The organism is Flavobacterium phycosphaerae, assembly GCF_010119235.1.
GTDB lineage: Bacteria > Bacteroidota > Bacteroidia > Flavobacteriales > Flavobacteriaceae > Flavobacterium > Flavobacterium phycosphaerae.
The window spans coordinates 2,972,260-2,986,666 of the sequence record NZ_JAAATZ010000001.1 but is presented as its reverse complement, the minus strand read 5'-3'; the positions used below and the strand labels follow the sequence as shown (position 1 = coordinate 2,986,666).

At 39.6% G+C, this 14,407-nt stretch carries 6 protein-coding genes; all 6 read right to left on the bottom strand.

Features of this window, described 5'->3' with window-relative positions; translation table 11 throughout:
- Positions 1 to 16: 16 nt before the first annotated feature.
- Complete coding sequence (gene nhaA / locus GUU89_RS13365; RefSeq protein ID WP_162128379.1) at positions 17 to 1,159, bottom strand: Na+/H+ antiporter NhaA; 1,143 nt, start codon at positions 1,157 to 1,159, stop codon at positions 17 to 19.
- 70 nt (positions 1,160 to 1,229) lie between these two features.
- Positions 1,230 to 3,188: an OmpA family protein gene (locus GUU89_RS13360; protein WP_162128378.1), complete on the bottom strand. Its 1,959-nt coding sequence runs from the start codon at positions 3,186 to 3,188 to the stop codon at positions 1,230 to 1,232.
- 18 nt (positions 3,189 to 3,206) lie between these two features.
- Entirely contained in the window at positions 3,207 to 4,118 is a 912-nt protein-coding gene (locus GUU89_RS13355) for a PorP/SprF family type IX secretion system membrane protein (RefSeq protein ID WP_162128376.1), read from the bottom strand.
- Positions 4,119 to 4,173: 55 nt separating this feature from the next.
- A complete protein-coding gene (locus GUU89_RS13350) occupies positions 4,174 to 11,181 on the bottom strand; it encodes a T9SS type B sorting domain-containing protein (protein ID WP_235922050.1) in 7,008 nt (2,335 codons plus the stop codon).
- A gap of 330 nt (positions 11,182 to 11,511) precedes the next feature.
- On the bottom strand, positions 11,512 to 13,470 hold the full coding sequence (locus GUU89_RS13345) for an OmpA family protein (RefSeq protein ID WP_162128377.1): 1,959 nt from the start codon (positions 13,468 to 13,470) through the stop codon (positions 11,512 to 11,514).
- An 18-nt stretch (positions 13,471 to 13,488) separates the two neighbouring features.
- A complete protein-coding gene (locus tag GUU89_RS13340) occupies positions 13,489 to 14,400 on the bottom strand; it encodes a PorP/SprF family type IX secretion system membrane protein (protein WP_162128376.1) in 912 nt (303 codons plus the stop codon).
- Positions 14,401 to 14,407: the final 7 nt, after the last annotated feature.

The following is a 14,407-nucleotide window of genomic DNA, read 5'->3' as shown; positions in this document are numbered from 1 at the left end:
AATTACGAATTACGAATTACGAATTACGAATTTTAAGATTTATTTTCAAATAAAGTAAACCAAGGATTCCGGCAATTAAGGACGAAATCAGTATCATGATTTTGGCATTGTTTATATGTTCACTATCAGAGAAGGCGAGGAGTGTTATGAAAATGGACATGGTAAAACCAATGCCTCCCAAAAAGCTGGCTCCTAAAATAGCTTTCCAATTCAAGTCTTCGGGAAGCTGACCAATTTTTAGTTTCACGGCAAGAAAACTAAACAGCCAAATACCAATTGGTTTTCCAACGATTAATCCCAATGCAATTCCCAAAGTATACTTATGGCTCAAAGCGGAGTGCCAATCTGAGGTTAGAATAATTGCGGTATTGGCTAAAGCAAACAAAGGCAAAATAAAAAAGGCCACCGGTTTGTGTAAAAAATGCTGCAATATATAGGAAGTCGATTTTTCATCTCCGTTACCAAAAGGTATGGCAAAGGCCAATAACACGCCGGTAATAGTTGCATGAACGCCCGAATTGAGCATGAAAAACCACATGGCTACACCACAAACCAGATAGGGAATTAGGTTGCGGACTTTCAATCGATTTAACAATAGCAAAAAAGCAAAGATTCCCAAGGCAATTAACAGATTGCTCCAAATTAATGTTTTGGTGTAAAAAACAGCAATAATCAAAATAGCTCCTAAATCATCGATTACGGCTAATGCGGTCAAAAATACTTTCAATGAAGTGGGCACTTTATTTCCCAACAAAGACAATATGCCTAAGGCAAAGGCAATGTCGGTCGCCATCGGAATTCCCGCTCCTGATTGAGTAACCGTTCCGTAGTTCAAGAACAAATATAGTCCGGCTGGTACAAGCATTCCGCCCAGCGCTGCGGCAATGGGTAGCAGGGCATTTTTCAGGTTAGATAGCTCTCCTATATAAACTTCTCTTTCTAATTCTAATCCAATCAATAAAAAGAAAATGGTCATCAAACCATCATTAATCCAATATTCAAGAGGATGATTGCTCAATTGGAAGTGCCAAAGGTGTAAATAGTTATCACTCCAAATAGAGTTCGCTAAAAGTAAAGACAAGAGCGTGCAAGCAATTAAAGTAAAACCACCTGCTTTTTCGCTATCCAGAAAATCCTTGAAAAGTTTGGTAATAATCATTTTTCAAAGATAAAAAAAGCCCCTTATATAAGGAGCTTTTGTTCTTGATTAAATCTTATTGGCGGTTAAATTATAACGCAGTAATAATAAATTGACTTCTTCTGTTAAGCTGGTGTTCCGCTTCGGTACATTGCACGCCATCGGCACATTTGTTCACGAGTTGTGATTCTCCGTATCCTTTAGCCGTTAATCTGTCGGCTTTGATACCGTTTTTGATTAACCAGTCTTTGGTTGATTTGGCTCTTCTGTCTGATAATTTTTCGTTGTAAGCAAAAGAAGCACGGCTATCGGTATGTGAACGAATATCAATTTTCATTGTCGGATATTGTTCTAATACATCGAGGATTTTTGCTAAATCGATGGCAGCATCAGGACGGATATTCCATTTATCTAAGTCAAAATAGATTAAGTTGATTCCGAATACATCGGCTAAATCCCCACCAATCGGAATAGGTTTAGCTGTTTTTTCAAGTTCGATGTTTAGCTCTGTTTTTCCGGTATCTTTCCCGATAATCACCGGAGATTCTTTGGTGTTGTATCCTTCCAGAGAAGCTCTTACATAATATTTTTCACCACATTCCACTTCGGTAAATTCGTATTTACCTTGAGTATCGGATACGGTTTCTTTGATTTTGTTGAAGTTACTGTCCATTAAAGTCAGGGCAACTCCCGGTAGAATAACTTTGGTATCCTGATCGGTTACTACACCAAATAACACTTGCTCACACCAGATAGGTCTGGTTTCCACAAATTTGTAAATATCATCATTGCCTTGTCCACCGTCACGGTTAGAGCTTAAGAATCCTTTTTTGGTTTTCGAATCAATGATTAAAGCAAAATCATCTTTAGGTCCGTTGGCTTCTTCTCCTACGTTGAGTACTTGCTTGAAGTTCAGCGAGCCGTCTTTAGGTACTTTAGTGATAAAAATATCCAAGGCACCCAGACCCGGTTGTCCGTCAGAGGCAAAGTACAATTCGTTGTCTTCATTAACAAAAGGATAGGTTTCACGTCCTTCGGTGTTAATGGCATCCCCTAAGTTTTCGGGAGTTCCGAAAGAACCGTCTTCTGTAATTTTTACGCGATATAAATCAGATAACCCGTGAGTTCCCGGCATATCGGAAGCGAAGTACATGGTTTTTTCATCAAAAGAAAGCGCAGGGTGAGCGGTTTGATAACTATCGCTGTTAAAAGGCAGCGGAGTTATGTTGGTCCAATTTCCGTCTTTATCAAGAGTAGCTTTGTAAATTTTAAGCAACGTTACTTTCCCGGCATCAAATCCTCTACCGTCAAGGTAGTTGTTACGGGTGAAGTAAGCTGTTTTACCGTCTTTGGTAAAAGCAGGAGTATCTTCATGGAACTTGGTGTTGATTTGTTTACCAAACTTATCTACGGCAGAAAGAGAGCCGTCTTCGCCCATATTGGCACTGTAAAGGTTGGTAAAATGTTCGCCTGTCCAAGAGTGTATTCTTTTAGAGAAATTCCCTGTATCACGCGCAGAAGAAAAGATTACTTTGGTGCCCATAAAAGCCGGACCGTAATCAGAGTATTTTGAGTTTATCCCTGCATTTTCGATTTTGTAACGACCGGAGTTTTTCTTGATTTCTGCCATATAATCTCTGTGTTTAGAGAGTATTTTGGCTCTGGCATCATTACTTTTTTTTTGCATGAATAAGGCCAACATAGCATCAGCTTTTTCATTTTCTTTAACTGCTCTGAGAGTTTGTGCATGACGGTAATAGAACTCGGGTTCCTGTTCCGGATTCATGGCATAAAGTTCACTGTAATACTTGTTGGCTTTTTCAAGCTCAGCATTAAAGTAGTAGGCATTCCCTATTTTGAGCAGCATATCGGGAGATTTATATCCTTTTTCATAAATGCGTTCATAGGTTTTGATAGCATCTATATAGGCTAATTTTTCATACTCCTTATTGCCTTTCACTTCTTTTTTGTTAGTAGCAGTGGAAGTCTGCGCATAACTATTCACACAAGTGATAGCTATCAGTACTAAATATATAAATTTATTTTTCATAATATAATCGTTGTGTTATTAGAAGAATCTAGGTGATGTCATTTTGCTGACTTTACTGAATAATTCAAATCTCAAAAATACCTCGTGAGACCCTGAATTGTAATGTTTAAGCTTAGTAGTTTCCATATCGTAGCTGTATCCTATGAACAATCCGTCTGTTATTTGGAACCCGGCCAAGGCACTTGCCGCGGCATCCCAGCGGTAAGCTCCACCTAGCATCAACTTGTCAAAGAACAAAAAGTTGGCCGAAGCATCTACCTGAAGCGGAGATCCTGTAACTACTTTGGTTAAGAAAGCAGGTTTGAACTTGATAGAAGGGGAGATGTCAAATACATACCCACCGATGAAATAAAAGTTCATTCTTTCTTGAAACACAGCAAATTCATTGTCGTTGTATTTTTTATCCTGCAAAAAGTTAGGTACCGACATTCCGAGATATAATTTATCAGAGTGCAAGTAGACACCGGCTCCCAAGTTAGGAGAGAAGTCATTGTTGACATTTTGCAAATGGTTGTCTGTATCATCTTGTGGATTTAATTTGTCTCTATCCAGATTAAAGAAGTTTCCGGATGCCTTTACTCCAAAATTCAATTTGTAAGATTCCGACATCTGAACGGTATAGGATACGTCAGCAGAGATAGTATTATCGTTAGTAGGTCCGATTTTATCATTTACAAAAGATAAACCAACTCCAAGATTACTATTGTTAATTGGAGTGTTTAAAGAGAAGGCGTTAGTAGTAGGTGCGCCTTCAAGTCCTACCCATTGGGTACGATGTAAACCAAAAATACTCATAACTCCTCTCGATCCTGCGTAAGCGGGATTGATATTGATAGTGTTATACATGTATTGGGTGTACTGGGCATCTTGCTGAGCAATCCCGGTGTAACACGTTAACATCAAAGCGAATATTAAAATTTTTGTTCTCATAATTTCTTTTTTAAATCCTGAGGACTTGGGCAAAATCCTCAGGAATTTGATTTATCTATCTAGTAAGGTATAAATATTTAGATTCGGTTACCGTGTTTCCGTTTCCGTCAGAATATTGTAAGATGTAGAAGTAAGTACCGGCAGGTAATTCATCTGATTTACTCACGGTAGATCTTCCTTCAGAAACCCCGGTAAATTTACGGGTGTTGTTATCGTAGTTTTTAGTTTCATATACTAAAACTCCCCAACGGTTGTATATCTCTACACTGTTTGGTTGGTGACAAGGCAAATCGATAAACTCGATGTCGAAATATTCGTTTACACCATCTCCGTTAGGAGTAAAGGCATTGTGAACAAGGATATCGTCACAAGCTTCTGGTTTACATTCATCATTTACATTCATTTTAACTTCGTAGACTCTTGGACAAGGGTCATTGGTAATGGCATAACTGAACGTATAATCACCAGTAGGAATTTGCCAAGCATTGAAAACAGTACCAGTAAAACCACCTACGTTGTTTACATTAGTCCATGTTCCGGTAGTAGGAGTACCATTAGGCAATAATGTCATCAAATCAATAGAGTCAAATTCAGCAGCGTTACATCTTTCAGCCGGAAATTCTTGAGCATCCGGAGTTGTTACAGTAATTACTTGCGAGTATGGAGCTGATAAGTTACCACAAGCATCAGTTGCTGTCCATGTTCTGGTAATAGTATAAGTGTTGTTTACTGTAGGCGATTGTACTTCTGTTAATACAGGTGTACCAACTACTCCAGAACAATTATCCGCAAAAGTTACACTTTGTGGAGCAGGAATAGCATCACAAGTCACAGACAGTGGACTCAATACAGTCGTCATTTCAGGGCCTTTCGTATCTTGAATTGTAATTACCTGAGTAAACGCTGATAATGTTTCATTAGAACAAGCATCATAAGCTATCCATGTATTGGTATAAGTACCTCTGTTAGGACAATCAGCCGCTACATAACTTCCGGGAGTTTTGATGTATCCTACATTCGCTGTACAATTATCAATAGCTTGTGGAGCAAGAGCTTGAGCATCAGTCAATCCTTGAGCATCATCACACTCTAAGGTTAAGTCTAAGCTGCCGGCCAATGTTGCCCATGTCGGTTTGATGTTATCTGATACGGTAATAAATTGTGTCTGTGTAGTAGTATTACCGGCACAATCAGTTAAAGACCAATGACGTACTATCGATAAAGATCCTGCACAAGCACCGACTACAGGCAGATCATCATAATAAGTGGCATTCAAGCCAGTTGAGCAGTTGTCCCCTTCATCAGTTACATCACCAGTAAATTGAACAGAAGCATCATAAGTACAAGTATCAGTCGTGTAGATAGTGATATCAGCAGGTTCAGTAAATGTAGGGAAGATGTTATCCGAAACCGTAATGGTTTGATCGTGAGTTGTATTGTTACCGGCACAATCGGTTAATGACCAAGTACGAACGATAGTATATGAACCTGCACAAGCACCCGCTACCGGAGCAGCATCAGTGAATGTAGCATTCAAATCAGTTGAACAGTTGTCCGCCTCATCCGTAACATCTCCAGTGAAAGTAATCGAAGCATTATAAGTACAATCGGCTGTGGTGTGGATAGTGATATCCGCAGGAGCTGTGAATGTTGGTTTGATGTTATCCGATACCGTGATGGTTTGGTCGTGAGTAGTATTGTTTCCTGCACAATCGGTTAATGACCAAGTACGAACGATAGTATATGAACCTGCACAATCACCTGCTACCGGAGTAGCATCAGTGAATGTAGCATTCAAATCAGTTGAACAGTTGTCCGCTTCATCAGTCACATCCCCAGTGAAAGTAACCGAAGCATCATATGTACAAGCATCAGTAGTATAGATAGTGATATCTGCAGGAACTGTAAATGTAGGTTTGATGTTATCAGATACCGTGATGGTTTGATCGTGAGTTGTATTGTTACCCGCACAATCGGTTAATGACCAAGTACGAACAATAGTATAAGAACCTGCACAAGCACCTGCTACCGGAGCAGCATCAGTGAATGTAGCATTCAAATCAGTAGAACAGTTGTCAGCTTCATCAGTCACATCTCCAGTGAAAGTAACTGAAGCATCATAAGTACAAGCATCAGTAGTGTAGATAGTGATATCTGCAGGAGCTGTGAAAGTAGGTTTGATGTTATCCGATACCGTGATGGTTTGATTGTGAGTAGTATTGTTACCTGCACAATCGGTTAATGACCAAGTACGAACGATAGTATATGAACCTGCACAAGCACCTGCTACCGGAGCAGCATCAGTGAATGTAGCATTCAAATCAGTTGAACAGTTGTCCGCTTCATCAGTCACATCCCCAGTGAAAGTAACCGAAGCATCATATGTACAAGCATCAGTAGTGTAGATAGTGGTATCTGCAGGAGCAGTGAAAGTAGGTTTGATGTTATCAGATACCGTGATGGTTTGATCGTGAGTTGTATTGTTACCCGCACAATCGGTTAATGACCAAGTACGAACAATAGTATAAGAACCTGTACATGCACCCGCTACCGGAGCAGCATCAGTGAATGTAGCATTCAAATCAGTTGAACAGTTGTCTGCTTCATCCGTAACATCACCCGTGAAAGTAACCGAAGCATCATAAGTACAAGCATCAGTAGTGTAGATAGTAATATCTGCAGGAGCTGTGAATGTAGGTTTGATGTTATCCGATACTGTGATGGTTTGTGTATGAGTAGTGTTATTATTTGAACAATCGGTTAATGACCAAGTACGAACAATAGTGTAAGAACCTGCACATTGACCAGCTACCGGAGCAGCATCAGTGAAAGTAGCATTTAAGTTAGTTATTGAACAGTTGTCCGCTTCATCAGTCACATCACCAGTAAATTGAAATGAAGCATCATAAGTACAAGTATCAGTCGTGTAGATAGTGATATCTGCAGGAACTGTGAAAGTAGGTGCTATGTTATCAGTTAAAGTGATTAACTGTGTATGAGTAGTAGTATTACCGGCACAGTCGGTTAATGACCATGTACGTGTTATTGCATATCCACCGCTACATTCTCCGGCTACCGGATCAGCATCAGTAAATGTAGCATTCAAATCAGTTGAACAGTTGTCAGCCTCATCAGTCACATCACCAGTAAATTGAACTGAAGCATCATAAGTACAAGCATCAGTAGTGTAGATAGTGATATCTGCAGGAGCTGTGAAAGTAGGCTTGATGTTATCCGATACCGTAATGGTTTGTTCGTGAGTTGTATTATTACCGGCACAATCGGTTAACGACCAAGTACGAACGATAGTATATGAACCTGCACATTGACCAGCTACCGGAGCAGCATCAGTGAAGGTAGCATTCAAATCCGTAGAACAGTTGTCCGCCTCATCCGTTACATCACCAGTAAATTGAACCGAAGCATCATAAGTACAAGCATCAGTAGTGTAGATAGTAATATCAGCAGGAACTGTAAATGTCGGTTTGATGTTATCAGACACGGTGATGGTTTGATCGTGAGTTGTATTGTTACCCGCACAGTCGGTTAATGACCAAGTACGAACGATAGTATATGAACCTGCACATTGACCAGCTACCGGAGCAGCATCAGTGAATGTAGCATTCAAATCAGTTGAACAGTTGTCCGCTTCATCCGTTACATCACCAGTAAATTGAACCGAAGCATCATAAGTACAAGCATCAGTAGTGTAGATAGTGATATCTGCAGGAACTGTGAAAGTAGGCTTGATGTTATCTGATACCGTGATGGTTTGATCGTGAGTAGTATTGTTACCTGCACAGTCTGTTAAAGACCATGTACGAACGATAGTATACGCACCTGCACAAGCACCCGCTACCGGAGCAGCATCAGTGTAAGTTGCATTCAAATCAGTTGAACAGTTGTCCGCTTCATCAGTCACATCACCAGTAAATTGAACCGAAGCATCATAAGTACAAGCATCAGTAGTGTAGATAGTAATATCAGCAGGAACTGTAAATGTCGGTTTGATGTTATCCGATACCGTAATGGTTTGATCGTGAGTTGTATTGTTTCCTGCACAATCGTTTAACGACCATGTACGAACGATAGTATATGAACCTGCACAAGCACCCGCTACCGGAGCAGCATCAGTGAATGTAGCATTCAAATCAGTTGAACAATTGTCAGCCTCATCAGTCACATCACCAGTAAATTGAACCGAAGCATCATAAGTACAAGCATCAGTAGTGTAGATAGTGATATCTGCAGGAACTGTAAATGTCGGTTTGATGTTATCGGAAACCGTGATAGTTTGATCGTGAGTAGTATTGTTTCCGGCACAATCGGTTAACGACCATGTACGAACGATAGTATATGAACCTGCACAAGCACCTGCTACCGGAGCAGCATCGGTGAATATAGCATTCAAATCAGTAGAACAGTTGTCTGTTTCATCAGTCACATCACCAGTAAATTGAACCGAAGCATCATAAGTACAAGCATCAGTAGTGTAGATAGTGATATCTGCAGGAACTGTAAATGTCGGTTTGATGTTATCGGAAACCGTGATTGTTTGATCGTGAGTTGTATTGTTTCCTGCACAATCGGTTAACGACCATGTACGAACGATAGTATATGAACCTGCACAAGCACCCGCTACCGGAGTAGCATCAGTGAATGTAGCATTCAAATCAGTAGAACAGTTGTCTGTTTCATCAGTCACATCTCCAGTAAAAGTAACCGAAGCATCATAAGTGCAAGCATCAGTAGTGTAGATAGTAATATCTGCTGGAACTGTGAATGTTGGTTTGATGTTATCCTCTACAGTAATGGTTTGCGTTTGTGAAATTGCTTTATTACCACATAAATCCATTAAGTTCCATGTACGAGTAATAATTTTTGAACCTTCACAAGTTCCATTTGTAATTAAATCATTAAAGGTTGCATTTAGATTTGTTGAGCAATTATCAGTTTCATCTGTAACATCTCCTGTAAATTCAACTGAAGTATCATAAGAACAATTAGCAGTCGTGTAGATAGTGATATCTGCAGGAGCTGTAAAAGAAGGTACAATATTATCAGTAATTGTTATAATTTGATTTTGTGGGATAGCTTGATTTCCGCATAAATCAGATAAACTCCAAGTACGTGTAATTGTTTTCGAACCTTGACAATTTCCATTGGTTACAACATCAGTAAACGTTGCGTTAAGATTAGTCGAACAGTTGTCCGCTTCATCAGTTACATCACCAGTAATAGCCACAGAAGCATCGTAAGTACAATTTGCAGTAGTGTAAATTGTAATATCTTCAGGAGCAGTGAATGTAGGTTTGGTAGTATCATTAATTATAATTGTTCTTGAAACAGGAGCTAAAGCTCTTCCGCAAGAATCTGTTGCAGTCCAGGTTTCGGTGAATGTTACATTACAAAAACCGGTAGTAGTTGAAGAAAATGTAGAAAGGTTTGAAGTCCCGTTAATTGAACATCCACCACTTAATCCATTAGTAAATGGAAGTGTGCTGGCAATAGGTAACCCTCCGCAAGAAGCTACGATGTTAGCAGGAGCCGTCATCGTTGGCAAAGCTGCTGGACTTACTGTAATTGTTCTTGAAACAGGCGCTAAAGCTCTTCCGCAAGAATCAGTTGCAGTCCAAGTTTCGGTTACGGTTCCGCCACAAGCATCAGGTGTTGCAGAAAAAGTTGACGGATTTGAAGTACCGCTGATTAAGCATCCTCCGGTTGATCCGTTTGAGAATGCAATAGTACTTGGAGCCGGCAATGAGCCACAAGCCACAGTTGTATTAGCTTTTGCAGTCATTGTTGGTAAAGCCGCAGGGTTTACCGTTATTATTCTTGAAACAGGAGCCAAGGCTCTTCCACATGAATCAGTAGCAGTCCAAGTTTCAGTAACTGTTCCACCACAAGCATTAGGAGTTGCAGAGAAAGTAGAAGGGTTTGAAGTTCCACTAATTAAACAACCACCACTTAATCCATTAGTAAATGGCAAAGTACTTGGTGCAGGTAATGAACCACAGGCTACTGTTGTAGCAGCCGGAGCTGTCATTGTTGGTAAAGCCGCTGGACTTACTGTTATTGTTCGTGTTTTAACTATTGTTCTGCCATAGGCATCTGTATAGGTCCACGTTTCAGTAACAGTACCGCCACAAGCACCAGCAGGTGTTTGTGTACTTAAAGTAGAAGTAACTGTACCACTGATCAAACATGTTCCTGAACTGCTGTTGGTATAGCTTAAAGAACTGGTAGTTGCTCCGCCACAGCCTACCGTGGTATCACTCGTATTGGAGAAAACGGCAATTGAAGGTATGGTAGCAGTAATAGTTCTTGTTTTTGATATAGTACAATTGTTAGCATCTTTGATGACAACTGTATAATCTCCGGGAACCAAACCGGTAAGATCTTGGTTGGTAGCTTGTCCTGCAGGCACTACACCGCCATTTGAAGCCGTCCATGTATAAGTAAAAGGAGCTGTTCCACCTGTAGGTGTTAAATCAATCGCACCAGTTGGTGAAGCACATTGTGATTGTATTAAAGCAAATTCACCATTCACACCACCATTAACTGTAATCGATGGTAGTTTTCCACATTTTGGAGAAATGTCATTTGGATTTAAAGGACATGCACCGCTAGGTGTTGTCCAAGCTTCCCATAGATTGGTAATCTTGATAACATCACCACAGTTATAGGTAATGGTGCCAAAATCTAACGAAGTGATGCTGTTTGAAGCAACAGGTCCTGCACATCCTGTTCGGGTTACAGAAGATATTAAAGCTCCTGTAGTACCGCTATAAATTTCTAGCGTTCCCCAAAAAGCAAAAACAGCTCGGGTTGAACCGGTTTTATTGTTGATGGACAAGGTCAGTGTTCTCGTTAATGGCGTTGTTGTGGCGCACGAGTTACATACATCTCCACCAGTCAATTTTGCTGCTACCACCTCAAGGTCATTTGATGTACACGAGGTGTTTGCCGGTGGAACTGATTGCGCGAATGTCATTGAGGTACATAGCAAGCTAAATACCAAAAACACAAACAGTTTTTTCGAAATAGTAATTTTTGATTTCATACAATTAATTTTAGTAGAATAATTTATTGAAAATTTGAATTTTGGGCTTGAAGTAATTTTAGTAGGCATTTTGGTAGATAGCGATTTTGGGTTATACTATATAGTTGGCTAAATTACGGTAACATGGCTTCACTACTGAATTTCTTCTACAAACAACTCGAAAACTCGTTAAAGTGACATTTTTCATTTATCCTTTGTTTCTTATCGATTTTTCTTTCTTTTTATCTTGTTTTTTTGCTTAGTATTTTATAAAAAGTTTTAGGATTATAACCAAAAAGCCACTCATTTGAGTGGCTTTTTTAAAGTTTGATTATAAAGGAGTTAACTTTTTTACAACGCAGTAATAATAAATTGACTTCTTCTGTTAAGCTGGTGTTCCGCTTCGGTACATTGTACGCCATCGGCACATTTGTTCACGAGTTGTGATTCTCCGTATCCTTTAGCCGTTAATCTGTCGGCTTTGATACCGTTTTTGATTAACCAGTCTTTGGTTGATTTGGCTCTTCTGTCTGATAATTTTTCGTTGTAAGCAAAAGAAGCACGGCTATCGGTATGTGAACGAATATCAATTTTCATAGTCGGATATTGTTCTAATACATCGAGGATTTTTGCTAAATCGATGGCAGCATCAGGACGGATATTCCATTTATCTAAGTCAAAATAGATTAAGTTGATTCCGAATACATCGGCTAAATCCCCACCAATCGGAATAGGTTTAGCTGTTTTTTCAAGTTCGATGTTTAGCTCTGTTTTTCCGGTATCTTTCCCGATAATCACCGGAGATTCTTTGGTGTTGTATCCTTCCAGAGAAGCTCTTACATAATATTTTTCACCACATTCCACTTCGGTAAATTCGTATTTACCTTGAGCATCAGATACGGTTTCTTTGATTTTGTTGAAGTTACTGTCCATTAAAGTCAGGGCAACACCCGGTAGAATAACTTTGGTATCCTGATCGGTTACTACGCCAAATAACACTTGCTCACACCAGATAGGTCTGGTTTCCACAAATTTGTAAATATCATCATTGCCTTGTCCACCGTCACGGTTAGAGCTTAAGAATCCTTTTTTGGTTTTCGAATCAATGATTAAAGCAAAATCATCTTTAGGTCCGTTGGCTTCTTCTCCTACGTTGAGTACTTGCTTGAAGTTCAGCGAGCCGTCTTTAGGTACTTTAGTGATAAAAATATCCAAGGCACCCAGACCCGGTTGTCCGTCAGAGGCAAAGTACAATTCGTTGTCTTCATTAACAAAAGGATAGGTTTCACGTCCTTCGGTGTTAATGGCATCCCCTAAGTTTTCGGGAGTTCCGAAAGAACCGTCTTCTGTAATTTTTACGCGATATAAATCAGATAACCCGTGAGTTCCCGGCATATCGGAAGCGAAGTACATGGTTTTTTCATCAAAAGAAAGCGCAGGGTGAGCGGTTTGATAACTATCGCTGTTAAAAGGCAGCGGAGTTATGTTGGTCCAATTTCCGTCTTTATCAAGAGTAGCTTTGTAAATTTTAAGCAACGTTACTTTCCCGGCATCAAATCCTCTACCGTCAAGGTAGTTGTTACGGGTGAAGTAAGCTGTTTTACCGTCTTTGGTAAAAGCAGGAGTATCTTCATGGAACTTGGTGTTGATTTGTTTACCAAACTTATCTACGGCAGAAAGAGAGCCGTCTTCGCCCATATTGGCACTGTAAAGGTTGGTAAAATGTTCGCCTGTCCAAGAGTGTATTCTTTTAGAGAAATTCCCTGTATCACGCGCAGAAGAAAAGATTACTTTGGTGCCCATAAAAGCCGGACCGTAATCAGAGTATTTTGAGTTTATCCCTGCATTTTCGATTTTGTAACGACCGGAGTTTTTCTTGATTTCTGCCATATAATCTCTGTGTTTAGAGAGTATTTTGGCTCTGGCATCATTACTTTTTTTTTGCATGAATAAGGCCAACATAGCATCAGCTTTTTCATTTTCTTTAACTGCTCTGAGAGTTTGTGCATGACGGTAATAGAACTCGGGTTCCTGTTCCGGATTCATGGCATAAAGTTCACTGTAATACTTGTTGGCTTTTTCAAGCTCAGCATTAAAGTAGTAGGCATTCCCTATTTTGAGCAGCATATCGGGAGATTTATATCCTTTTTCATAAATGCGTTCATAGGTTTTGATAGCATCTATATAGGCTAATTTTTCATACTCCTTATTGCCTTTCACTTCTTTTTTGTTAGTAGCAGTGGAAGTCTGCGCATAACTATTCACACAAGTGATAGCTATCAGTACTAAATATATAAATTTATTTTTCATAATATAATCGTTGTGTTATTAGAAGAATCTAGGTGATGTCATTTTGCTGACTTTACTGAATAATTCAAATCTCAAAAATACCTCGTGAGACCCTGAATTGTAATGTTTAAGCTTAGTAGTTTCCATATCGTAGCTGTATCCTATGAACAATCCGTCTGTTATTTGGAACCCGGCCAAGGCACTTGCCGCGGCATCCCAGCGGTAAGCTCCACCTAGCATCAACTTGTCAAAGAACAAAAAGTTGGCCGAAGCATCTACCTGAAGCGGAGATCCTGTAACTACTTTGGTTAAGAAAGCAGGTTTGAACTTGATAGAAGGGGAGATGTCAAATACATACCCACCGATGAAATAAAAGTTCATTCTTTCTTGAAACACAGCAAATTCATTGTCGTTGTATTTTTTATCCTGCAAAAAGTTAGGTACCGACATTCCGAGATATAATTTATCAGAGTGCAAGTAGACACCGGCTCCCAAGTTAGGAGAGAAGTCATTGTTGACATTTTGCAAATGGTTGTCTGTATCATCTTGTGGATTTAATTTGTCTCTATCCAGATTAAAGAAGTTTCCGGATGCCTTTACTCCAAAATTCAATTTGTAAGATTCCGACATCTGAACGGTATAGGATACGTCAGCAGAGATAGTATTATCGTTAGTAGGTCCGATTTTATCATTTACAAAAGATAAACCAACTCCAAGATTACTATTGTTAATTGGAGTGTTTAAAGAGAAGGCGTTAGTAGTAGGTGCGCCTTCAAGTCCTACCCATTGGGTACGATGTAAACCAAAAATACTCATAACTCCTCTCGATCCTGCGTAAGCGGGATTGATATTGATAGTGTTATACATGTATTGGGTGTACTGGGCATCTTGCTGAGCAATCCCGGTGTAACACGTTAACATCAAAGCGAATATTAAAATTTTTGTTCTCATAATTTCT

What these genes read in the sequence shown, in the direction of transcription:
- GUU89_RS13340 (WP_162128376.1), bottom strand. Translation starts at nt 14,400, where the DNA reads ATGAGAACAAAAATTTTAATATTCGCTTTGATGTTAACGTGTTACACC.
- GUU89_RS13355 (WP_162128376.1), bottom strand. Translation starts at nt 4,118, where the DNA reads ATGAGAACAAAAATTTTAATATTCGCTTTGATGTTAACGTGTTACACC.
- GUU89_RS13345 (WP_162128377.1), bottom strand. Translation starts at nt 13,470, where the DNA reads ATGAAAAATAAATTTATATATTTAGTACTGATAGCTATCACTTGTGTG.
- GUU89_RS13360 (WP_162128378.1), bottom strand. Translation starts at nt 3,188, where the DNA reads ATGAAAAATAAATTTATATATTTAGTACTGATAGCTATCACTTGTGTG.
- GUU89_RS13350 (WP_235922050.1), bottom strand. Translation starts at nt 11,181, where the DNA reads ATGAAATCAAAAATTACTATTTCGAAAAAACTGTTTGTGTTTTTGGTA.
- nhaA (WP_162128379.1), bottom strand. Translation starts at nt 1,159, where the DNA reads ATGATTATTACCAAACTTTTCAAGGATTTTCTGGATAGCGAAAAAGCA.